The sequence below is a fragment of the Citrifermentans bremense R1 genome (assembly GCF_000426865.1).
GTDB classification, from domain to species: domain Bacteria; phylum Desulfobacterota; class Desulfuromonadia; order Geobacterales; family Geobacteraceae; genus Geomonas; species Geomonas bremensis.
Genome location: NZ_AUGE01000016.1, coordinates 36270 through 59931, shown reverse-complemented (window position 1 = coordinate 59931; position 23662 = coordinate 36270). Strand labels below are relative to the sequence as shown.

The window sequence follows — 23662 nt, the reverse complement described above, 5'->3', positions numbered from 1 at the left end:
TGAAAGCAAGGTTTTACTTTCGGAGACGGAAGTTACTGCCAGGGCATGCTGCTATGTCAGCACGTAATAGATGTCGTGTGTTACAGATCGCTTCCTTGCGGGAGGTACAAAGGGGCGTGCCGTGGAAACCTGCGGTGACGGCCAGACCACCGCAGGTACGGAGATTTATTTGCCTGGGATGCCGGGGATGGTGATGCAGAGGCATTGCGCTTCGGCATAGGTCGTGTTGCCGCAGAAGATGCGGCCGTGCACCATGATCTTGCGCCCTTCGACGGAGACGACCCTGCTTTCCACGGTGATCACCCTCCCCAAGGGGAGCATGTTACGGAAGCTGACGTTCAGGTTTCCCACCACGATGGAGTACCCCTCGGCCCATCCCGCCAACCCAAGCGCCTCGTCCATGATCGCTGCGACTGCGCCGCCGTGTGCATGCCCCGGGGGGCCTTCGGCTTCGGGGCCAAGCCAGAACCTGGCGTGGAGATGATTGTCGGCGTCGCGGTAGTAGCGGGCCCGGAAACGGTCTCCGCTTCTGTCGCCGGAGACAAAGCGGAGCGAATCCCCCACCAGTGCAGGTGCGTCGAAAGGGGTCCAGCCGGCCTCGCCGCTCAAATCGATTTCCGGTTCCGTCTCCTCACAAGCTTTCAGTACAGTCGAAGTAGGCACTGCGATTTCTCCTTAGCATGTTTTTGTATACGTTAACGTGGGCGGTACCTTATCAGATTTCGCCCGGGAAATAAAGGGGGGATCCCGGCCAGGGCGTCAGGGCCCCTGGTTCCCGGTCAACCGGTTGACATTGCTGGCTTCCAGGCGCCGGAGGCGGTGAATCTAGTTGACACTTTCAGCTGCAAGGCGTAAACAAAAACTCACTCATCGTGCCATGAAAGCTGGAGCAAAGTGATGCAAGACGACCTGACGCCGGAGCCGCGGGAGAAATTACCGAAGGCTCCACTCGACATCTCCCTGCCGGACCCAAAGGCGGCCCTGTTGCTGCAGGATCTGCAGCGCAGGCTGGCGACGGTCGAGGCCGAGAATGCCCAGTTGCGCCGCGTCATCGAATCCCAGCGTTCCGTCGAGGAGGGGTATCGCTCCCTCTACAACGACACCCCGGTCATGCTGCACTCCATCGACCGCAACGGGCTGCTCCTGGGAGTCAGCAACTACTGGGTCGAGGTGCTGGGCTACCAGCGGGAGGAGGTGATCGGGCGCAAGTCGACCGATTTTCTCACCGAGGAGTCGCGCCGCTACGCCGAAGAGGTCGTCCTGCCCGAGTTCTTCCGCACCGGTTTTTGCTGCAACGTCCATTATCAGATGGTGAAAAAGAGCGGGGAGCTCCTGGACGTGCTCCTTGTCGCCTCGGCGGAGCTGGGACCCCAGGGGGAACTGCTGCGCTCCTTTGCCGTCATGACCGACGTGACCGAATGGAAGGCTGCGGAAAAGGCTCTGAAGGAGAGCGAAGAGCGCTACCGCATGATAGTAGAGACCTCCCAGGAGGGGATACTCGCCGTCGATGCCGAAGGGCGCGTAAGCTACGCCAACCGTCAGTTCGCCGAGATGCTGGGCCTGGAGGTCGGCGACGTCGTCGGGCGTCTCTTCCTTGAGTTCGTCGACGACTGCCTGCACGACGAGATAGCCGCCAAAATGAAGAGCCGGGAAAAGGGGCTGTCCGAGCATTACGAGACGATCTTGCTGCGCAACGGCGGCTCCAGGATATGGGCCAGCGTTTCCGCCATCCCCGTGAAAGGCCCAAGCGGCGAGTTCACCGGGGCGTTCGCCATGGTCTCCGACATCACCAAGCGCAAACAGGCTGCCGAGGAGATCGAGGTGCTGCACACGCACCTTTCGGCGCGCGCCTGCGAGATGGAGCTTGCCAACGAAGAACTGGAGGCCTTCAGCTACACCGTTTCCCACGACCTCAGAAGGCCTCTCACCGCCATCAACGGCTTCAGCCAGGTGCTGCTCGAGCTTTACGGTCCCGGCATGGACCCGCAGTGCAGGGAATACGTACGGGAGATCCTCAACGGCAGCATCAGGATGAACCACCTGATAGACACACTTATCAACTTCTCGCGCCGAAACACAGGTGAATCGGTCAGGGAAGAGGTGGATATAACCGGGCTGGTGGAGGAGCTTTGCGCCGAACTCAAACGCGCCGAGCCTCAGCGCAACGTCTCCCTGCTTATCCAGCCAGGCGTGCGCGGTGTCGCCGATGCACATCTTTTGCGCGTGGTTCTGGACAACCTGCTGGGAAACGCCTGGAAGTACTCCGCCAAAAAGGAGCTGAGCGAGATCGCTTTCGGCACCATCGACCACCAGGGGAAGACCGCCTACTTCGTCCGGGACAACGGGGCGGGTTTCGACATGGCCCTGGGGGATCTGCTGTTCAAACCGTTCCAGCGCCTTCACGACGCGCGCGATTTCGAAGGGACCGGCATCGGCCTCGCCAGCGTGCAGCGCATCATTCAGCGGCACGGCGGCCAGATCTGGGCCGAGAGCGAACCCGGCCAAGGGGCGACCTTCTACTTCACCCTCGGCTAGCGGCGGGCGGCAAAGGGAGCCTTCCGCAACCCTTTTCCCGAGCGGTCGCTGCCGTCCCCTACACCCCTCTCATCAGCTCCATTCCGGCGCAAGGCGCGTCAGCATCTTTTGCCGGTATTCCACGATTTCCTTCCGAAGCGAAGCCAGCTGCGCCATTTTCCCATCCACCTTGTCGATGTGCTGGTCCAAAATCTCGATCAGACGCGGGATCATCCTCTGGGTGCTCTTCGCCTCGCCATAGGCGAGATAAAGGTCCTGCATCTCGCGGATGCTTAGTCCCAGCTCCTTCAGCCGCAAAATGAATTTGATCCTTCTGAAGTAATAGGGGGTGAATTCACGAGTGGCGCCGTCCTGCCGCTGCAGCGATTCTATGATTCCCACTTCTTCCCAGTAGCGCAGAGTCCTGGTGGTCAGCCCGTACTCTTTCGCCAGGTCTCCTATCCCAACCGCCGTCTCGCCCTGCCTCAATTGGTTCATGGTTTACCTTTACGTAAAGTTCTGAGGCCCACTTTTAGACCATCCCTTCAGTTTTGTCAACAGAGTATGCAGAACGGTTCCCTAAAACGGGAGGTTGCTCCCCGATTGCTTCGAATTTGACCACATATTATAAAGTTGTTTTATTTGTGCTTGACATGAACGTAAAGGATAGATATTTTATTCCCACATCCGATCCTGTCCCGACTTCCCGTACCTCCTTTCCTCATGATTTATCAGCTGAATGGCGTCGAGGGCCCCCTGCCGCAAAGACAGGGCGTTTTTCCTTAGCCGCCGCCACTGTTGCCCGATTGGAGCTGCCCCTTGGAACATGAACCGCCCGGGGCATGACTTATGGCAGGGATATCAAAACGGAGGTTTAAATGAGCGAGCTGCAGCAGAGGATCAGGAAGAAGAGTCTGCACCAAAGGATCATGAGCGCCGAGGATACCATCCCGTTCTTCAAAAACGGCATGGACCTTGGGTGGTCCGGGTTCACGCCGGTCGGCTATCCCAAGGTGGTGCCCGAGGCGCTGGCGGACTACGTAGAGAAAAACAACCTGCAGGGGAAGATGCGCTTCAACCTCTTCATCGGCGCTTCCATCGGCGCCGAGATCGAGGACCGCTGGGCATCGCTCTCCATGACCGACAAGCGCTGGCCCTACCAGACCGGGAAGGTGGTGCAAAAGCAGGTGAACAACGGCGGCGTGCGCATGGGAGACAAGCACCTCTCGCTCTACGCCCAGGATCTCGCCTACGGCTTCTACACCAAGGAAAGGGGAGGGGGGTTCGATCTCGGGCTCATCGAAGCAAGCGGCATCACCGAAGACGGCTCCATCATCCTCGGCGGCTCCATCGGCTGCGCCACCGAGGTGATCCAGCACTCGGACCGGCTCATCATCGAGATCAACACGGCGATCCCATCCTTCGAGGGGCTCCACGACATCGTTATGACCGAGCGCCCTCCCTACAAGAAACCGTACCTGATCAGCCGCGTCGACGACCGGATCGGCTCCCCGTACGTCCCGTGCGATCCGGACAAGATCATCGCCATCGTGGAATCCAAAAAGCCCGACCGCGGGCGCGCCCTCAGCGCTCCCGACGCCGTGTCGGAGCAGATCGCGGCGCATATCATCGACTTCTTCCAGTTCGAGGTGAAGGCGGGGCGCCTGCCTAAAAACCTGCTCCCGCTGCAGTCGGGGGTCGGCAACATCGCCAACGCTGTGGTGGGGGGGCTGGTGCAGGGACCGTTCAGCAAGGTACAGGTCTGGACCGAGGTGATCCAGGACACCATGCTGGACTTCTTCGACTCCGGCAAGCTCGACTTCGCCTCCTCCACCTCGCTCTCGCTGTCCGAGGGTGGCTTCCAGCGCCTCTACGACAACTGGGATTTCTACACCGGCAAGGTGGTGCTGCGCCCCATGCAGATCAGCAACAACCCCGAGCCGATCCGCCGCCTGGGGGTGATCGCCATGAACACCCCGGTGGAGTTCGACATCTACGGCCACGCCAACTCGACACTGGTGGGCGGCACCAGGATGATCAACGGCATCGGCGGCTCCGGGGACTTCCTGAGAAACGCCTACCTCTCCATCATGCACACCCCCTCCACCCGGCCCTCGAAGAGCGACGCGAACGGCATTACCTGCGTGGTCCCCATGGTCCCCCACGTCGACCATACCGAGCATGACCTCGATGTGCTGGTGACCGAGCAGGGGCTCGCCGACCTGCGCGGGCTCTGCCCGAGAGAGCGGGCGCAGCAGATCATCTCCAAATGCGTGCACCCCGAGTACAAGCCGATCATGCAGGAATACTACGAGCGGGCGCAGCGGGAGTGCTTCGAGCAAAACGTCGGGCACGAGCCCCACATGCTCTTCAAGGTCTTCAAGATGCAGCAGAGCCTGGCGGAAAAGGGGACCATGAAGATCCCCAACTGGGACTAGGTGCTCGCGGGGGGAAACCATGAAAAAAAAGCGGTCCAAAGGGGGAAACCCGCCGCAGCGGATGGAAAAGGCCGTGGAGCTTCTGGAGGCGCTCGCCATCGAGGGAAAAGAGTGCTCCCTCTCCGCGCTCGCGCGGAGAGTCGGTATCAGCAGGTATCGGACCAGGCGCCTTTTGGAAAGCCTGGAGCAGCAGGAGGCGGGGAAGAGGCTCTTGCCGAAGGCGGACAAAGGGCACTCCCGGGGAAAGGTGGAGGCGCTTTACGGCAGCATCGTGCGGGAAGTGCGCCCGGTCATGGAAAGCCTGGCGCGAAGGCACAAAGAGGCGGTGTACATGGCCATCCTGAAAGGAGAGGAGGTGCTTTTCGTCGACGTGGCCTGCGTCGAGGCCGGGGGGAAGGGCGAGCCGCTGGTGGGGAGGAGGTTTCCCTTCTTCAACAACGCCGCCGGCAAGGTGATGCGCGCCATAGATTCCTGGGACCTATTGGAAAAGATCGGCAAGAGCTGGCGCCGCGGCCGGTCGGCCTTTCCGGACCTGGCCGATTTGCGGCGCGAACTGGAGTCGATCAGGGAAAAGGGAGTCGCCGTCGACTGCGGTGGCATGGGTGAGGGGGTCATTACCGTGGCCGTCGCGGTAAGGGACTATGCCGGCAAGGTGGTCGGCGCGCTCACCCTTTTGGGGCCGTCGGTACGGCTTTTGGGTTCCCGGCTGGAAGAAGAGATCATACCCTCGCTGCTTTTAAGCGGCGAGCTGCTTTCCATGAAATTCGGCTATGCAAGGCCGTGATGTAGGGGGATGTGTCAAACCTTAACCAAGGAGGAGAGCCATGGCGGAAACGAGTTACGACTGGGAAAAGATAGCGAACAACAGCAAGTTTCTGGAACTGAAGAACAAGAAGAGGAGTTTCCTCTTCAGCTGGTGGATCATCTCGACCATTTACTACCTGCTCCTCCCGGTCATCTCAGGATATTTTCCGGAAGCGTTCCGGATCAAGGTGATCGGACCCATCAATTTCGGCTACCTCTTCATCCTCTCCCAGTTCGTGGTTGCCATCGGCGTCGCGGCCTATTACGCCCACGTCGCCAACAAGGATTTCGACCGGCTGACCAAGCAGCTGCTTGACGTGCTTAATTAAAGGAGGGGACAGCATGAAAAAAAGAATCGCCGCCATAACGCTCGCTCTTACGTTCTCCGTTTGCGCCGCCGCTCCCCTCGCAGTCGCAGCCTCGGTCGGCACCGCCGCACCGCAGACACCGGCAATAGCAGCGCCTGCGGCAACAGTTGCGCCTGCAGCCGCCACCGCGGCAGCGCCCACCGCAGCCAAGGCCGCTCCGGCCAAGGGCGCGGACACCCAGCCGGCCAAGGTGACCCCCAACCGCGGCATCACCATCGGCATGTTCGCGCTCATCATCGCCATCACCATGGGGGTGGTGGTCTGGGCCGCGAAGAAGACGCAGACCGCCGCCGACTTCTACACCGCAGGCGGAGGGATCACCGGCCTCCAAAACGGCTGGGCCATAGCCGGCGACTACATGTCGGCCGCCTCTTTCCTCGGCATGTCGGGGCTCATCTCGCTCTACGGCATCGACGGCTTCATGTACGCGGTGGGGCCGATGTTCTCCTTCATCGCCATCCTGCTGGTCATCGCCGAGCCCTGCCGCAACGCCGGCAAGTACACGCTGGGCGACATCCTCTCCTTCAGGTCGTCTCCCAAGGTGGTGCGCGGCGTAGCGGCGCTCTCCACCGTCACCGTCTCGATCTTCTACCTGATCGCGCAGATGGTCGGCGCCGGAAAGCTGATGCAGATGCTGATCGGGATCCCTTACCGCGTCTCGGTCATCGGGGTGGGCGCGCTCATGGTCGCCTACGTCGTCTTCGGCGGCATGAAGGCCACCACCTGGGTGCAGATCATCAAGGCCTCCCTCCTGATGGGGGCGACCACGCTTTTGTGCATCCTGGTCGCTGCGAAGGCGGGCTTCAACCCGGTCTCCTTCTTCACCGACATCGTGAACAACCCGGCCATCCAGGATCACGTCAGGCTGAACGTGCTGAAGGACGCCATTCCCAAGGCGGGGATGGATTACGGCCAGCGCTTCCTGGAGCCGGGGCTCTTCCTGAAAAGCCCGCTGGACCAGATCTCGCTCGGTATCGCCTGGGCGCTTGGCGCCGCCGGCCTGCCGCACATCCTGATGCGCTTTTTCACCGTACCCAGCGCCAAAGAGGCGCGCAAGTCGATCATCATCGCCCTTTTCCTTAACTCCAGCTTCTTCTTCATGATCAGCATCATCGGCTTCGGCGCAGCACTCTACCTGACCCCCCAGGGCATCCTGGCGGTGGACAAAGGTGGGAACATGGCGACGCTCTTATTGGCGCAGCACATGGGTGGTGGCGCCGGGAGCCTCGGCGGAGACGTCTTTCTTGCCTTCATCTGCGCCGTGGCCTTCGCCACCATCCTCGCCGTCGTCTCCGGTCTCGTGCTCGCAGCCTCCGCGGCAATCGCGCACGACGTCTACGTGAACATCATCAAGGACGGCAAGGCGGACCAGCATCTGCAGGTGAAGGTGGCGCGCATCACCTCCCTGTTCGTCGGCACCTCCGCGATCCTGATGGGCCTTGCCGCCGAGAAGGAGAACGTGGTCGCCCTGGTGGCGCTCGCCTTCGCGGTCGCCGCCTCCGGGAACTTCCCGGTGGTCATGCTCTCGCTGTTCTGGAAGAAGTTCAACACCGCGGGGATCGTTTCCGGCCTCGTGGTCGGGACCGTTACCGCCCTCGCGCTGGTGATGGTGTCGCCGGTAATGACCTATCCCAAGAAAGTTGCGGCCGACGCTAAGAAGATCGTCGACACCCTGGAAAAGAAGCAGGCAACGGGCGTGGCGCTGGCGGACAAGGAGCTGAAGACCCTGGAGAAGTCCCGGGTGGAATATGAGAAGAACAAGGATGGCAGCTCCATGGTCGGGCTCGATAAGCCGATATTCCCGCTGAAAAACCCGGGGATCGTCTCGGTGCCGCTCGGATTCCTGGCCGCCGTATTCGGCTGCCTCCTGTTCCGCGACCGCCGCGCCGAAGACATGTTCGCCGAGATCGACGTGCGGCAGAACACCGGGCTTGGGATAGCCAAGGCGACAGATCACTAGCAACTTCCCGCCCCCGGAGGGGGAGGGCCAGGGAGGGGGTATCATGCGCTCAAGGGGGACAGGCACCTGGCGGAGCCAGTCCCCTCTTCCCCCCTCCCGGCCTCCCCCCTCCGGTGGAAGGAGAAAAAACACCAGGAGGTGATCATGACGACGCAAACCGCTTTGCAGAAAACGGAACCGGAAAACGCTGCCGGCGACGAGGGGATCCAGCTCCTTTACTCGCTCAGCAAGGAGGAACTGGTCCGGATAATCACCGACGACGCCAAAAACTGGCTGGCCCATGACGGGGTCTGGTTCCAGTCGCTGGAAAAGAAATTCGGCATGGACGTGGCGGTCGATATCGACACCGACGCCTGGAGGCTCTTCACCGTCATCGAGGCCAAGCGGATCATGGAGCGGCTGGGGCTGAAACCGGGCGGGGGGATTCCCGCACTGGTGGAGTGCCTGAAGCACCGTTTTTACGCCCGGCTCAACCTGCAGCAATGCCTGGAGGTGACGGAGACCCAGGCCGTCTTCCGCATGATCGACTGCCGGGTCCAGTCGGCCAGAAAGCGCAAGGGGCTCCCGGACCATCCCTGCAAATCCGTCGGTATCGTCGAATACTCCGGCTTCGCCAGCACCATCGACCCGCGGATTCATACGAGATGCATCGCCTGCCCGCCGGACGAGCATCCTGAGGAGTTCTGGTGCGCCTGGGAGTTCACCCTGAAGCCCTGAGGCGCTCGGAAAGATTCAAACGAAAAGGAGAGACACCATGCACACCGCAGCCGCGGCACCCTACAAATCCAAGAACAAGATCCGTTTCGTCACGGCCACGAGCCTCTTCGACGGCCATGACGCTTCCACCAACATCATCCGACGGATGCTCCAGGCCTCGGGGGCCGAGGTGATCCACCTGGGGCACAACCGCTCCGTGGAGGCGATCGTCAGCGCCGCCATCCAGGAGGACGCCCAAGGGATCGCGGTCAGCTGTTACCAGGGGGGACACGTCCCCTTCTTCAAGTACATCCGAGATCTGCTGAAGGAGCGGGGCGCGGAGCAGGTAAAGGTTTTCGGCGGAGGGGGCGGGGTCATCGTCCCGGAAGAGATAAAGGAGATCGAGAGCTACGGGGTCAGCAAGATCTTCTCCCCCGAGGACGGCCGCCGCATGGGGCTGCAGGGGATGATCAACCATATGCTGGAGCTTTGCGACTTTCACGTGGAGCGCGACCTGCAAGCGGAGATCGAGCGGCTCAAGGGGCGGGATGTGCGCGCCGTGAACGCCCTGATCACACTTGCCGAGCAGGCGGTCCACGATCATAACGAGGGGTATGGGCTGGTGCGCGATACCATCCGCGGAATGGGGCGGGAGGTTCCGACGCTGGGCATCACGGGGACCGGCGGCGCCGGCAAGAGCTCGCTCACCGACGAGCTGGTGCGCCGCTTCATCAGGGACTTCCCGGAGAAAAGCGTGGCCATCCTCGCCGTCGACCCTTCGCGCCAGCGGACCGGCGGGGCACTTCTGGGCGACCGCATCAGGATGAACTCCATCAACACGGACCGGGTCTACATGCGCTCGCTCGCCACGCGCGACTCCCGCTCGGAGCTCTCCGCCGCCATAAGCGACGCCATCGACGTGGTGCGCGCGGCAGGGTTCGACCTGATCATCGTGGAGACCTCCGGGATCGGCCAGGGGGATGCGGGGGTGGTCGAGATCTGCGACGTCTCGCTCTACGTCATGACCTGCGAGTTCGGAGCGCCGACGCAGCTGGAGAAGATCGACATGCTCGACTTCGCCGACGTGGTCGCGCTCAACAAGTTCGAAAGGAAAGGGGCCGAGGACGCGCTTAGAAACGTCCGCAAGCAGTACCGCCGCAACCGAAACCTCTTCGAGGTGACTGACGAGGAGCTCCCGATCTTCGGCACCATCGCCTCGCAGTTCAACGATCCCGGCACCAACGTCCTCTATCTCGCCGTCCTGAACCGCTTCAACGAGAAGAAGGAGCTCAAGTGGCGCTCGCAATTGAGCGCACCCGAAGGGGACAGCCTGAAGCAGTACATCATCCCGCCGGACCGGATCCATTACCTGGGGGAGATCGTACAGACGGCGCGCAGCTACCGAAAGAACGTGGAGAGCCAGTCGAAAGTCGCGCGGAGCCTGTTCCAGCTCAAGGGGGCAAGGGCGCAGGTACAGGGTGAGGCGGCGCAAGCGGAGCTGGACCGGCTGATTCAGAGCACGGATGCGGAGCTGCAGGAGGAGCCCAGGCGCATCGTCGAGGGGTGGCCTGAGCTGAAGGCGAGCTACAAGCTGGATGCGCTGGTGACCCGGGTGCGCGACAAGGAAATAAGGACCGAGCTTTTCACCACCTCCCTCTCCGGCTCCCGCATCCCCAGGGTCTGCGTTCCGGATTACGAGGAATGGGGGGAGATCGTCAAGTGGAGCCTGAAGGAGAACTTACCCGGGTACTTCCCCTACACCGCGGGGGTGTTCCCCTTTAAAAGGGCGGAGGAGGATCCGAAGCGCCAGTTTGCCGGCGAGGGGACCCCGGAGCGAACCAACCGCCGTTTCCATTACCTTTGCCAGGACGACGGCGCCAAGAGGCTTTCGACCGCCTTCGACAGCGTGACCCTCTACGGCGAGGACCCGGACTACCCGCCCGACGTCTACGGCAAGGTGGGGGAGAGCGGTGTCTCGGTCTGCACCGTCGAGGACGTGCAGAAGCTCTACGCCGGATTCGACCTCTGCGCCCCTTACACCAGCGTTTCCATCACCATCAACGGCCCCGCGCCGATGATGCTTGCCATGTTCTTCAACGCCGCCATCGAGCAGCAGGTGGAGATGTTCAGGAAGGAAAAGGGGCGCGAGCCGTCGGCGCCGGAGTACCAGGAGATAAAGTCCTGCACCCTGCAGACCGTACGCGGCACGGTGCAGGCGGACATCCTCAAGGAGGACCAGGGGCAGAACACCTGCATCTTCTCCACCGAGTTCGCCCTGAAGATGATGGGGGACATCCAGCAGTACTTCATCGAGCAACAGGTGAGAAATTACTACTCCGTTTCCATCAGCGGCTACCACATAGCCGAAGCGGGGGCGAACCCCATCTCGCAGCTCGCCTTCACCCTCTCCAACGGTTTCACCTACGTCGAGTATTACCTCTCGCGCGGGATGCACATCGACGACTTCGCGCCTAATCTCTCCTACTTCTTCTCCAACGGACTCGATCCGGAATACACGGTTATAGGGCGGGTGGCGCGCAGGATCTGGGCGGTGGTGATGCGGGAGAAGTACGGCGCCAACGAGCGGAGCCAGAAGCTCAAGTACCACATCCAGACCAGCGGCCGTTCGCTGCACGCGCAGGAGATGGACTTCAACGACATCCGCACCACGCTGCAGGCGCTCATGGCCATCTACGACAACTGCAACTCGCTGCACACCAACGCCTACGACGAGGCGGTGACGACCCCCACCGAGGAGTCGGTGCGCAGGGCCATGGCGGTACAGATGATCATCACCAAGGAACTGGGGCTTGCCAGGAACGAGAACCCGCTCCAGGGCGCGTTCATCATCGACGAGCTGACCGACCTGGTGGAGGAGGCGGTGCTCGCCGAGTTCGAGAAGATCGACCAGCGCGGAGGGGTGCTGGGTGCCATGGAGACCCAGTACCAGCGGAGCAAGATCCAGGACGAATCGATGCTTTACGAGCACAAAAAGCACTCCGGCGAGCTCCCCATCGTCGGGGTCAACACCTTCCTCAATCCCCGCGCCGGGGAGGAGGGGTACCAGGTACCGGGAGAGCTGGCGCGCGCAACCCACGAGGAGAAGGAACAGCAGATCAAGAACCTGCGCGACTTCCAGGAGCGGAACAAGGAAAAGGCGCCGCTCGCACTTAAGCGCCTCCAGGAGGTCGCCGTCTCCGGCGGCAACATCTTCGGGGAGCTGATGGAGACGGTCAAGGTCGCGTCCTTGGGGCAGATCACCCGCGCGCTCTACCAGGTGGGGGGGGAGTACCGGCGCAACATGTAGCCCAACGGCATCGCACGCGGATTTGGCGGATGACGCGGATAACGGCGGATCAAACCAACGCCGAGGCGTTCGTGAACAACATGCCGACAAGGAGAACGCATGGACGTAATTGAGGCAATCAACGGCAGAAGGAGCATCCGGAAGTACAAGGACACTCCGGTCGAATGGGAGAAGGTGGGGCAGGTGCTGGATGCCGCCAGGCTCGCCCCTTCGTGGAAGAACATGCAGTGCTGGCGCTTCCTGGTGCTGAACTCGACAGAGAGAAAAAAGGCGCTGCTGGATGGCTTTTCTGACGATAATCCAGGGAAGAAGGCGCTGGCCCAGGCACCGGTGGTGATCGTCGTCTGCGCCGACCCGGCTCAATCGGGCTTTGAGAATGGCATCGAGTATTACGTGGCCGACGCAGCCATCGCCTTCGAGCATATCTGTCTCGCGGCGCACGGCCTAGGTCTTGGCACCTGCTGGATGGGATGGTATGATGAGCCCGCCATCAAGGCGGGGCTGGCCATTCCGGCCGGTATCAGGGTCATCGGCGTGACCCCGCTCGGGTATCCCGACCAGGATCCCAAACAGCGCCCGCGCAAGGATTTGAATGAAATTGCCTACTACAACGACTGGGGGGTGACGGATGCTGAAAAAGCAGGAATCGCAACAGAGAATCGCCAGGCTGCAACAGGAACTTAAGGCAAAGGGTATCGACGGAGCGCTCTTCATCTACCCCATCGACGTCTACTATTTCACCGGCACCCGCCAGAACTCGACGCTCTGGGTCCCGGCCGAGGGGAAACCGCGGCTGATGGTGCGGAAAAGCGTTTCCAGGGCGATCAAGGAAAGCTGCATCGAGGAGACTGTCCCCTTTCCGTCCAGTAAGGAGTTTCCGGCGCTGTTTTCGCCCGAACTGCAGAAGATCGGCTTCACCTTCGACGTGGCGCCGGTGCAGCAGTACAACTACTACGCGAAGCTTTTGCCGGGGCGCGACTTCGTCGACGTCTCCGCCATCAACCGCGAAATCCGCTCGGTGAAGTCTGAGTGGGAACTGGGGCAGATGCGGAAAAGCGGCGACATGATCTGCCAGGTCTTCAGGGAGGTTCCGGGTTTCCTCAAGGAGGGGATGCGGGAAGTGGACCTGGCGGCGGAGTTCGAATGCCGGCTGAGGAAGGCGGGGAGCGAAGGTTACGTGCGCATGCGCGCCTTCAACCAGGAGCTGTTCCAGGGGCTCGCCGTTTCTTCGGCGGCCTGCGATCCCGGCTTCTTCGACGGCGCCGTGACCGGGCAGGGGATGTCCAGTGCCTCCCCGCATGGTGCTTCCGCCGCGGTAATCAAGGCCAATACCCCGATCCTCGTCGACTATATCGGCATCTTCAACGGTTACATCGTGGACATAACGCGCTTTTTCGTCATCGGCAAGCTGGCGCCCGAACTGGAGCACGGCTTCGCCACGGCGCTCGCCATCCAGAAATACCTGGTCGACAACCTGAAGCCGGGGGTGATCTGCGAGGAGCTGTTCCTGAAGGCGGCTGAAATGGCGGAGGAAGCGGGCCTCGGCCGGAACTTCATGGGGGCCCCCGGAGAGAACGCCAAGTTTGTAGGTCACGGCGTCGGTCTCGAACTGGACGAGTTCCCGGTACTGGCGCAAGGGTTCAAGGTGCCGCTGCAGGAAGGGCAGACCATTGCCATCGAACCGAAGTTCGTCTTCCCGGGCCAGGGTGTGGCCGGAATAGAGAACACCTTTGCGGTCGGCAAAAACGGCGGCGTGAAGCTGACCGACATGCCGGACGAGGTCGTGTACCTGTAACGGGACTCGTTCACTCGCATCCACCGCGGAGAAATCAGCAGTAGCAGATAAAGCGGGGGGAGGTTCAGGAGAGCTTCCCCCCCGTGATTTTGGCTGATCATAAATTTCCACCCTCCTTTTCCGCAAAAAATTTCCCCATCCTCTTGTTCGACAAACGGTTTTATGCAACCTTTACGGGTACTTTAGCTTGCACCTTTGCCAACTCGCGTTAAATTCCTAAAAACATGTTCTAGAAATGCTTGACATGCACGTAAACGACATATATATTCGCATCACAAATAACTGCTGCTGGAGGTGACATGAAAGACATCTTTGTCGTTGAGTCGCAGAGAACCCCGTTCGGGTCTTTTGGCGGCGTTCTCTCGGATGTTGAGGCCCCCGTCCTTGGGGGGGGCGCCATCAAGGCTCTCCTGGAGCGGACCGGTCTGGATCCGGCCGAGGTCGACGAGGTCATCGCCGGGCAGGTTCTTTCCGGCGGCTGCGGGCAGGCTCCTGCGCGCCAGGCGATGCGCGGCGCCGGGATCCCGGACAGCGCCCACGCCATGACCATCAACAAGGTCTGCGGCAGCGGATTAAAAGCGATCATGCTGGGGGCAGGTTCCATCCAGCTGGAGGATTCGGAAATCGTTGTGGCCGGCGGCATGGAAAACATGTCCCTCGCGCCTTTTCTGCTCAAGAAGGCGCGCTACGGCTACCGCATGGGGCACGGCTCGCTCATCGACCTGATGATTTACGACGGCCTGCAGGACCCGTACTCCGGGCGGCACATGGGAGAGATCGCCGAGGCTTCGGTGAAAAAGCATGGGCTCACCCGCGAGGCGCAGGACGAATTCACTCTGCGCTCCTACAAGCTGGCCCAGGACGCGGTGCGCGGCGGGGTCTTCAAAGACGAGATCGCGCCGGTGGTGAAAAAGGGGCGCAAGGGGGACGAGATGATCTCGGACGACGAGGAGCCGTTCAAGGTGGACTTCGACAAGCTGACGCAGTTGAGGCCGGTGTTCAGCAAGGACGGGACCATCACCGCCGCCAACGCCTCCAGCATCAACGACGGCGCAGCCTTCACGCTCCTGGCTGGGGAGTCGGCGCTGAAGCGCTGCAACCTCACCCCGAAGGCGCGGTTGGTTGCCTGCGCCACCGGTAGCCTGCATCCGGAGCTCTACACCGAAGCCCCCGTAACGGCGATCCAGGCGGCCTGCGCCAGGGCCGGACTGAAAGTGGGGGACATCGATCTCTTCGAGATCAACGAAGCTTTCGCCGCGGTGACCATGATTGCCATGAAAGAACTTGATTTGAACCCCGCCAAAGTCAACGTCAACGGCGGAGCCTGCGCCCTGGGGCACCCCATCGGCGCGAGCGGCGCACGGCTTGCCGGGACGCTGATCCGGGAGCTGCACAAGCGGCAGGCGCGCTACGGGCTCGCCACGCTCTGCATCGGGGGCGGCGAGGCTGTTGCGGTCATTTTCGAAAGGGTCTAGACACTTTTCTCTCAGGGGGGGGCTTACATGTTCAAGACAGTCGGTGTTTTAGGGGCGGGGCAGATGGGAAGCGGGATCGCCCATGTATTCGCGCAGCACGCTTACCAGGTCCTGGTCTACGACATCTCCGAGGCGCAGCTCTCGAAGGCTCTCAAGTCCATCGAGCAGAACCTGGAGCGGCAGGCGAAGAAGGGGGTCATCTTCGACACCAGCATCCAGGGGATCATGGCCCGCATCACGGCCACCAAGGAGCTCAAGGACTTCGCCGGCTGCGACCTCGTCATCGAGGCCGCCACCGAAAACGAGGCGCTCAAATTCGATCTTTTCAGAAAGCTCGACGAGGTGGTGAAAAAGGAAGCGATCCTCGCCTCCAATACCTCCTCCATCTCCATCACCCGCATCGCGGCAGTGACCAAAAGGCCGGATCAGGTGATCGGGATGCACTTCATGAACCCGGTGCCGGTGATGCAGCTGGTCGAGGTAATCCGCGGCATCGCCACCAGCGACGAAACCTTCGAGGCCATAGGGTACCTGGTAGGCCTCCTGAACAAGCAGATGGCCGTCTCTCAGGACTACCCCGGTTTCATCGTGAACCGGGTGCTGATCCCGATGATCAACGAGGCGGTCTTCGCCCTCTACGAAGGGATAGCAACCGCCGAGGACATCGACAAGGGGATGAAGCTCGGCACCAACCAGCCGATGGGCCCCCTGCAGTTGGCCGATTTCATCGGGCTCGACACGGTGCTCGCCATCTGCAACGTGCTGCACGACGGCTTCAAGGACCCGAAGTACCGCCCCTGCCCGCTCCTGGTGAAGATGGTGGACGCAGGCTACCTCGGCAAGAAATCCGGGAAGGGCTTTTACAACTACTAGCATCTCTTTGGGGGAGATCTCATGGACGCGAAGAATATCCTGTCTGAAATAAATGAAGGGGTGGCAGTGGTGACGGTGAACCGGCCGGAAAGCCTCAACGCCCTGAACAGCGCGGTACTGGCGGAACTGGAATGCGTCCTGTACGGGATCGAGCAGGACCAGACGGTCAAGGCGGTGATCCTCACCGGCGCCGGCGAGAAGGCATTCGTGGCCGGCGCCGACATCAAGGAGATGGCTCCCATGACCTCCTTCGAGGGGCACCGGTTCGCCCAGCAGGGGCAGCGTCTGGTCCTCTTCATCGAGAAGATGACTAAGCCGGTCATCGCCGCGGTGAACGGTTACGCGCTGGGTGGGGGACTGGAGCTGGCGCTGGCCTGCGACGTCATCTACGCCTCCGAGAACGCCAAGTTCGGCTTTCCCGAGGTGACGCTGGGGATCATCCCCGGCTTCGGCGGGACGCAGAACCTGGCCCGGCTCATCGGCCCGAACCGGGCCAAGGAGCTGGTATTCAGCGGCAGGATCATTACGGCAGCCAAAGGGCTTGAATGGGGCATCGTGAACGAACTTACGCCGCTTCCCGAGCTGAAGGAGAAGGCCCTCGGCCTGGCCCGGGAGATGGCGAAAAACGGCTCCGTTGCCGTCGGCTACGCCAAGAACGCCATCGTCAACGGGCTCAACATGACCAAGGAGGACGGCTTCCGCTACGAGAGCTCCCTCTTCGGCGTCCTCTTCGCCACCGAGGACCAGAAAGAAGGGATGGGGGCGTTCGTGGAGAAGCGAAAGGCGAAGTTCCAGGGGAAATAACCGGAGCGGCGCCGGGAACCGACAACGATTTTCTTACCAAGGGGGGATGATATGAACTTTGAACTGAGCCAGGACCACAAGGTGTTGAAGGATAGCGTTCGCGATTTCGTGGTGAACGAGATCAAGCCGCTCGCCATGCAGATCGACGAGGAGCACATGATCCCCGACGACCTAGTGCGCAAGATGGGGGAGATGGGTTTCCTCGGCTCCTACTTACCCGAGGAGTACGGTGGCGCGGGGCTCGACATGCTCTCCTACGCCATCGTGGTCGAGGAGGTCTCCAAGGCCTGCGGTTCCAGCGGCGTCCTCATCTCGGCCCACACCTCCCTTGCCTGCGGCCCGATCTACACCTTCGGCACCGAGGAGCAGAAGAAAAAATGGCTACCGGACCTGAACACCGGCAAGGTCATCGGCTGCTTCCTCCTGACCGAGCCGGACGCCGGCAGCGATGCCGGGGCCATAGCCACGACCTACAAGCGCGACGGCGATCATTTCGTGATCAACGGTTCCAAGATCTTCATCACCAACGGCGGCTACAAGGGAACCGGCGTGCTCTTCGCCACCTCCGACAAAAACCTCAAGCACAAAGGGGTCTCCGCCTTCATCATCGACCTGCAGTCCCCGGGGGTCGAGATCCTCAAGAACGAGAAGAAGCTCGGCATCCGCGGCAGCTACACCACCGCCTTCGCTCTCGACAGCGTCCGCATTCCGGTGGAGAACCTCCTGGGGCAGGAAGGGCAGGGGTTCAAGATCGCCATGGACACCCTGAACGGCGGCCGCATCGGCATCGCCTCACAGGCTCTCGGCATCGCCGAAGGCGCCTTCGACCTGGCGCTTGCCTACTCCAAGGAGAGAAAGCAGTTCGGCCACCCCATCTGCGAGCTGCAGGCGATCCAGTTCAAGCTGGCCGACATGTACGCGAAGATCGAGACCAGCAAGCTCATGACCTACAAGGCCGCCTGCCTGAAGGACAGCAAGAAGAACTACACCATGGAGTCCGCCATGTGTAAGATGCTCGCCTCGGAGGCGGCAACCTTCGTCACCAAGGAGGCGATCCAGATCCACGGCGGGTACGGCTTCATCGTCGACTATGAAGTGGAGCGCATGTACCGCGACGCGAAGATCACCGAGATCTACGAGGGGACCAACGAGGTTCAGCGCGTGGTGGTCTCGAAGCTGCTCTTGTCGTAAGCGGGGGGGCGGCCGCCTCAGGAGAGATCAATAAACGCGCAGGAGTCGACCATGGAAGCTACCAGGGAAATCTATTGGAACGTCGGACACGGGGTCGTGCTCCCCATGTACCTGCTGACGCTGGTCGCCGTCGCCGCCTGCTGTTACGGCATCTACCAGCGGGTCGAGGTGTACCGCCAGGGGAAGGAACTGAACCGGCTCGACGCCCTGGGGGAACGTATCCCCTTCCTGCTCAAGAACCTGTTCGGCCAGGCGAAGGTGCTGCGCGTAAGCGGCCCCGGTTTCCCCCACGGCCTCTTCTTCTGGGGCTTCGTCACCCTCTTCATCGGGACGCTGCTGGTGATGCTCCAGGCCGACCTGACCCAGCCGCTCTTCAATGTGGTGATCCTCAAGGGCTCCTTCTATAGGTTCTATTCCCTGGCGCTCGACCTGGCAGGCGCTGCCGCCTTCCTCATGCTTTTGGGCCTGATGCTGCGCCGCTTTGTCTACCGGCCGGAGGGGCTCAAGATCACCCGCGACGATTACCTGATGCATGGCCTCCTGACCGCGATCATCTTCACCGGATTCCTGGCGGAAGGTGTGCGCATCGCCGTGACCGAACTGCGGATGAATCCTGAGCTGGCGCGCTGGTCCCCCATCGGGATGTTCGTGGCCAACCAGTTCTCGGCCCAGGACGAGGTTTCCCTGCGGCAGCTGCACACGCTCTGGTGGTGGGGTCATCTCCTGCTGGTCCTCGGGTTCATCGTCTCCATCCCCTGGAGTAAATTCCGCCACTTGATCACCACCCCGGCCAACTACCTCTTCACCGACCTCCGCCCCAAGGGGTCCATCGCCACCATCAACCTGGAAGAGGAGGGGGTGGAGCAGTTCGGCGTGGAGAAGGTTTCGGAATTCTCCTGGAAGGACATCTTCGACGCCGACGCCTGCACCTCCTGCAAGAGATGCCAGGACCGCTGCCCGGCCCACAACACCGAGAAGCCGCTTTCCCCGATGAAGGTGGTGCAGCAGGTAGGCGAGTTGGCCTTCGGCAACCCGGACAAGAGCCTGATCGAGACGGTCGGCAACGACGCGCTCTGGTCTTGCACCACCTGCCGCGCCTGCCAGGAGATCTGCCCGGCGGATGTGGAGCATGTGAACAAGATCATCGAGATGCGCCGCAACCTGGTCCTGATGCAGGGGGAGTTCCCCGGCGAGGAGGTCATGGTCGCCGTCAACAACGTCGAGGTGAACGGCAACCCCTTCGGCCTCGCCTACGCCGGCCGCGGGGATTGGACCGAGGGGCTGGATGTGCAGATCCTCTCCGAGGGTGGGGCTGACGTGGATGTGCTCTACTTCGTCGGCTGCTACGCCTCCTTCGACAAGCGAAACCAGGAGGTCGCCAAGAGCTTCGTGAAGATCTGCAACGCGGCAGGGATCAAGGTGGGGATCCTCGGCAAGGAGGAGAAGTGCTGCGGGGAGCCGGTCAGAAAGCTCGGCAACGAGTACCTGTACCAGATGGCGGCCCAGGAGAACATCGAGCTGATCAACGGGTACGGCATCAAGCGGATCGTCACCACCTGCCCGCACTGCATGAACACGCTCGGGCGGGATTACCTGGACCTGGGGCTGGATGCGCAGGTGGAGCACTACACGGTCTTCATCGACCGCCTGCTCAAGGAGGGGACCCTTGTCCTCGACGAGCGGCAGTTCGACTACACCTACCACGATTCCTGCTATCTCGGGCGCTACCAGGACATCATCCAGCAGCCGCGCGACATTCTGCATGTCGCCGGTGGGCGCATCAACGAGATGCAGAAATCGGAGAAGGAAAGTTTTTGCTGCGGCGCAGGGGGGGGCAGGATCCTCGCCGAGGAGAAACTGGGGAACAGGATCAACGTGAAAAGGGTCCACATGGCGGAAGCGACCGGGGCACCCGTCCTGGTATCCAACTGCCCCTTCTGCCTCACCATGTTCGAAGACGGCATCAAGACCGGCGAGTGTGAAGGGAAGCTGAAGGCGCGGGATCTGGCCGAGATCGTCGTCGAGAGGCTGCAGCCGGCAGCCGACCTCTCCGCCGTGCTCGACACCTTCTTGCCCACAGGGATCCCGCAGGTAGAGGAAGCTCCGGCGGCAGACGCCGAACCGGAGGCAGGGGCGGAACCGGTTTCGGCAGAGACAGAAAAAGCGCGAGAAACCACGGGGATTTCGGGTGTAAACGGCAAGGACGCTGCCTGAACCGCATCGACAAGCGGCGGCAAAGCCGCAGCTACAAAAGAGTCAACAAGGAGGAGGCCATGAAGATACTGGTATGCATCAAGCAGGTTCCTGACATGGAATCGCGGTTCAAGCTCAACAGCGAAGGGACCTGGTACGACGAGTCGGACCTCGCTTTCCGGATGAACGAGTACGACGAATATGCGGTGGAGCAGGCCGTTCAGTTGAAAGAACAGTTGGGGGGCGAGCCTGAGATAACGGTCCTCTCCATAGGGCCGGACCGCGTGGTCGAGGCGCTGAAGAAGGCGCTGGCGATGGGGGCCGACCGGGCGGTTCACGTGAAGGATGACAAGTACTACCAGAAGGACCCCTGGCAGGTCGCCTCGGTCATAGCGGGGCATGCTGCGGGCCAGGGGTATGACCTGGTATTTACCGGGATGCAGTCCCAGGACCGCGGCTCCGCGCAGGTCGGGGTCACCGTGGCCGAGTTGCTGGGCTTTGGCTGCGCCACCACCCTGGTTGGCTTTACCTACGACGCGGGCGTCATCATGGCGAAACGCGAACTGGAAGGCGGCAGCAAAGGTGTAATTAAGCTGAAGCTCCCCGCTGTAGTCACCTGCCAGCTGGGGCTCAACACCCCCCGGTACCCGACGCTTCCCAACATCATGAAGGCGAAGAAAAAGGAAATCGTCGTCCAAGCTGTCTCGGAGCTCCTGAAGGAAGCCGAGGTCACCGGGACCGGCGGCATGTATCCTCCCGCTAAGAGGGGAGGCGGCATCGTCATCGAGGGCGAGGTGAACGACCAGCTCGACAAACTGATGAGGATTCTCAAGGAAAAGACCACCGTGCTGCGTGCGGCCTGAAAGGAGAATAGCTATGAAAGCGTTGCTTATCGCGGAATACAGGCAGGGGAAACTGCTGGAGACCACCTATGAACTGCAGGCCTTTGCCGGGCTCTTAGGCGCCGAGAGCGCCATGGTGCTGGTGGGAAGCCCAGCCGATCTCCCCAAGTTCGCCGGCAAGCTCTACCTGGCCGACGTCGCCAGGTACGGCGAATACAACCCCGACTTGCACAAGAAGCTGGTGCTGGAGGCGGTCGCCAAGGAAAACCCCGACTACATCGTCTTCGTGCACTCCTCCTACGGCTGGGACCTGGCGCCCCGCGTGGCCGCCGCTCTCCGCATCGGCCAGGTGTCCGAGGTGGTGGGGCTCCCGGACGGAAAGTTCGAGGTAACCTGCTGCAACGCCAAGCTGCGCCGGACCGTCGCCCCCAAGAGCGCGCGGACCGTGGTCACCATCCAGGCCGGCGCCTTCTCCACCCAGGGCGAGCCGCAGGGTGCGCCCCAGGTTGAGGGAATCGACGTTGCGGACCCCGCCGGAAAGACCGAGTTCGTAGGATACGAGGCGGCGGAGCAAAAGGACGTCGATCTCACCAGGGCCGAGGTGATCGTCAGTGCCGGGCGCGGCGTGGGGAAGAAAGAGAACGTCCAGGTGATCGCGCAGCTTGCCAAGGCGCTCGGCGGGGAACTGGGCGCGAGCCGTCCCGTGGTCGACGCAGGATGGGCGCCCCATAGCCACCAAGTCGGGACCACCGGCCAGACCGTCAGCCCCAAGCTCTACGTCGCCTGCGGCATCAGCGGCGCGATTCAGCACCTGGCGGGGATGAAAAAGGCGGACTTCATAGTCGCCATCAACAAGGACAAGGATGCGCCCATAGGCGAGATAGCCGACGTCCTGATCGTGGCAGACGTGTTGCAGTTCGTGCCGGCGATGACGGCAAGGTGCGCCAGATGAGCCTGACGGAAGGGAAGGTACAGGTCTACACCGGCAACGGCAAGGGAAAGACCACCGCCGCCTTGGGGCTGGCGCTCCGGGCGGTCGGGCGGGGGCTCAAGGTCTGCATGGTCCAGTTCATCAAAGGGGGAGGGGAGTACGGCGAGCATATAGCCGCAGAGCGGCTGGCGCCGCTGCTCACCATCCATCAGACCGGGCGGGACTGCTGGATCTATAAGGACCGGCTGGACCCGCAGGACGTAGCCATAGCCCGGGGAACGCTGAACCTCGCCCGCGAGACCCTGACCGGCGGCGAATACGACCTGGTCATCCTGGACGAAATCAACGGTGCGGCCTGGTTCGGCCTCATCACCGTCGAGGACATTCTTGACCTCATCAAGCTAAGGCCCGAGCAGGTGGAGCTGGTGCTGACGGGAAGAAGCGCCGACCCCCGGGTCATCGAGGCAGCCGATCTGGTCACGGAGATGGTCGAGGTGAAGCACTACTACCAGGCAGGCGTGCCGGCCCGGACCGGGATCGAGAAGTGACAGCCCCCCCCTCCCGCAAGGGGAGGGGGAACAAATAGCGGCTTTCCACGCAATTTTCACGATGAACCACTGATAGGGGAGAGCGATGAAGATACTCGCGGGAGTGAAGGTGGTGAACCTGGCGGTGAACCTGCCGGGGCCGGCGGCGGCGAGGCGGCTCACGGCGATGGGAGCGAGCGTGACCAAGGTAGAGCCCCCAACTGGCGACCCGATGCAGAGCTACCAGGCAGCGTGGTACCAGGACATGGCGGACGGGCAGAGCGTCGTGCGGATCGACCTGAAGGCGCCCGCGGACCTGGCACGCCTTGACGCTCTTCTCTCCGAAGCGGATCTCCTCATTACCGCTACCCGTCCGGCAGCCCTGGAGCGGCTGGGGCTTGGCTGGAAGAGTTTGCACGAGAAGCACCCCGTCCTTTGTCAGGTGGCCATCGTTGGCTACCCCGCCCCGCGGGAGAACGAGGCGGGGCACGACCTGACCTACCAGGCGTCCCTGGGCCTTTTGACCCCGCCCCACATGCCGCGCACACTTTTGGCGGACATGGCCGGCGCCGAGCAAACCGTGAGCGGCGCATTGGCGCTTTTCCTGGGACGCGAGCGCGGGTTGGGGAGCGGGTACCTGGAGGTGGCCCTATCTTCCGCCGCGGAGGCCATGGCCGAGCCGCTTCGCTACGGCTGCACCGTCCCAGGCGCCACTCTTGGCGGGGGATTGCCTGAGTACAACCTCTACGCAGCGAGCGACGGCTGGGTTGCCGTTGCGGCGCTCGAGCCGCACTTCAAGAAAAGGATCGAGGAGACGCTGGGAATCGGCGGTGACGAAGGGTACCGCGCCGCTTTCGCCGCGAAAAGCGCGGCAAATTGGCAACAGTGGGGGCAGGAAAACGATGTGCCGATAGTCGCTTTGGCGTGATGACCTGGGGTTGCAC

Annotated in this window: 20 protein-coding genes; 18 read left to right on the top strand and 2 right to left on the bottom strand. The window is 62.0% G+C overall.

The features are described from left to right. Positions 1-165: 165 nt before the first annotated feature. Positions 166-663, bottom strand: a complete 498-nt coding sequence (locus K419_RS0111395; protein WP_051292995.1) for a PaaI family thioesterase — start codon at positions 661-663, stop codon at positions 166-168. Positions 664-897: 234 nt separating this feature from the next. Here K419_RS0111395 and K419_RS0111390 point away from each other — a divergent pair, with 234 nt between their 5' ends. Continuing rightward, positions 898-2535 carry a sensor histidine kinase gene (locus K419_RS0111390; RefSeq protein WP_026841701.1) on the top strand — a complete coding sequence of 546 codons (1638 nt, stop codon included), beginning with the start codon at positions 898-900 and terminating at the stop codon, positions 2533-2535. A 72-nt stretch (positions 2536-2607) separates the two neighbouring features. Here the strand turns inward: K419_RS0111390 and K419_RS0111385 are convergent, their stop codons facing one another. Continuing rightward, positions 2608-3012: a helix-turn-helix domain-containing protein gene (locus K419_RS0111385; RefSeq protein ID WP_026841700.1), complete on the bottom strand. Its 405-nt coding sequence runs from the start codon at positions 3010-3012 to the stop codon at positions 2608-2610. A 380-nt stretch (positions 3013-3392) separates the two neighbouring features. On the opposite strand from K419_RS0111385, the gene K419_RS0111375 reads away from it, so the two are divergent. The 17 genes from K419_RS0111375 (at position 3393) to K419_RS0111295 (ending at position 23646) form a co-directional block, all read left to right on the top strand. Next, on the top strand, positions 3393-4952 hold the full coding sequence (locus K419_RS0111375) for an acetyl-CoA hydrolase/transferase C-terminal domain-containing protein (protein WP_026841699.1): 1560 nt from the start codon (positions 3393-3395) through the stop codon (positions 4950-4952). Positions 4953-4971: 19 nt separating this feature from the next. Then, positions 4972-5736: an IclR family transcriptional regulator gene (locus tag K419_RS0111370; RefSeq protein ID WP_026841698.1), complete on the top strand. Its 765-nt coding sequence runs from the start codon at positions 4972-4974 to the stop codon at positions 5734-5736. A gap of 40 nt (positions 5737-5776) precedes the next feature. Beyond that, positions 5777-6085, top strand: a complete 309-nt coding sequence (locus K419_RS0111365) for a DUF485 domain-containing protein (protein ID WP_012531271.1) — start codon at positions 5777-5779, stop codon at positions 6083-6085. A gap of 13 nt (positions 6086-6098) precedes the next feature. Then, entirely contained in the window at positions 6099-8084 is a 1986-nt protein-coding gene (locus K419_RS0111360; RefSeq protein ID WP_026841697.1) for a solute symporter family protein, read from the top strand. Positions 8085-8228: 144 nt separating this feature from the next. Then, entirely contained in the window at positions 8229-8801 is a 573-nt protein-coding gene (locus tag K419_RS0111355; protein ID WP_026841696.1) for a DUF6125 family protein, read from the top strand. Between the two features lie 37 nt (positions 8802-8838). After that, complete coding sequence (gene icmF / locus K419_RS0111350) at positions 8839-12087, top strand: fused isobutyryl-CoA mutase/GTPase IcmF (protein WP_026841695.1); 3249 nt, start codon at positions 8839-8841, stop codon at positions 12085-12087. Between the two features lie 99 nt (positions 12088-12186). Next, positions 12187-12771, top strand: coding sequence for a nitroreductase family protein (locus K419_RS0111345; RefSeq protein WP_026841694.1), 585 nt, complete (start codon positions 12187-12189; stop codon positions 12769-12771). Next, a complete protein-coding gene (locus tag K419_RS0111340) occupies positions 12716-13882 on the top strand; it encodes a M24 family metallopeptidase (RefSeq protein ID WP_026841693.1) in 1167 nt (388 codons plus the stop codon). Before K419_RS0111345 ends, K419_RS0111340 begins: the two co-directional genes overlap by 56 nt. 299 nt (positions 13883-14181) lie before the next feature. Beyond that, positions 14182-15357: a thiolase family protein gene (locus K419_RS0111335; protein WP_026841692.1), complete on the top strand. Its 1176-nt coding sequence runs from the start codon at positions 14182-14184 to the stop codon at positions 15355-15357. 27 nt (positions 15358-15384) lie between these two features. Then, the gene (locus K419_RS0111330; RefSeq protein WP_026841691.1) at positions 15385-16230 is read left to right on the top strand and encodes a 3-hydroxybutyryl-CoA dehydrogenase; all 846 of its coding nucleotides are present in this window, start codon (positions 15385-15387) and stop codon (positions 16228-16230) included. Between the two features lie 21 nt (positions 16231-16251). Continuing rightward, on the top strand, positions 16252-17034 hold the full coding sequence (locus K419_RS0111325; RefSeq protein ID WP_026841690.1) for an enoyl-CoA hydratase/isomerase family protein: 783 nt from the start codon (positions 16252-16254) through the stop codon (positions 17032-17034). Between the two features lie 51 nt (positions 17035-17085). Beyond that, positions 17086-18225, top strand: a complete 1140-nt coding sequence (locus K419_RS0111320) for an acyl-CoA dehydrogenase (protein WP_012531262.1) — start codon at positions 17086-17088, stop codon at positions 18223-18225. A gap of 51 nt (positions 18226-18276) precedes the next feature. After that, a complete protein-coding gene (locus tag K419_RS0111315; RefSeq protein WP_026841689.1) occupies positions 18277-20439 on the top strand; it encodes a (Fe-S)-binding protein in 2163 nt (720 codons plus the stop codon). A 59-nt stretch (positions 20440-20498) separates the two neighbouring features. Continuing rightward, positions 20499-21281 (top strand): electron transfer flavoprotein subunit beta/FixA family protein, encoded by a 783-nt coding sequence (locus K419_RS0111310; protein WP_026841688.1) that lies wholly within the window; start codon positions 20499-20501, stop codon positions 21279-21281. A gap of 13 nt (positions 21282-21294) precedes the next feature. Next, a complete protein-coding gene (locus K419_RS0111305; protein ID WP_026841687.1) occupies positions 21295-22212 on the top strand; it encodes an electron transfer flavoprotein subunit alpha/FixB family protein in 918 nt (305 codons plus the stop codon). Then, a complete protein-coding gene (cobO, locus tag K419_RS0111300) occupies positions 22209-22739 on the top strand; it encodes a cob(I)yrinic acid a,c-diamide adenosyltransferase (protein ID WP_012531258.1) in 531 nt (176 codons plus the stop codon). The genes K419_RS0111305 and cobO overlap by 4 nt, the downstream gene beginning before the upstream one ends. A gap of 85 nt (positions 22740-22824) precedes the next feature. Continuing rightward, on the top strand, positions 22825-23646 hold the full coding sequence (locus tag K419_RS0111295) for a CoA transferase (protein ID WP_026841686.1): 822 nt from the start codon (positions 22825-22827) through the stop codon (positions 23644-23646). Positions 23647-23662: the final 16 nt, after the last annotated feature.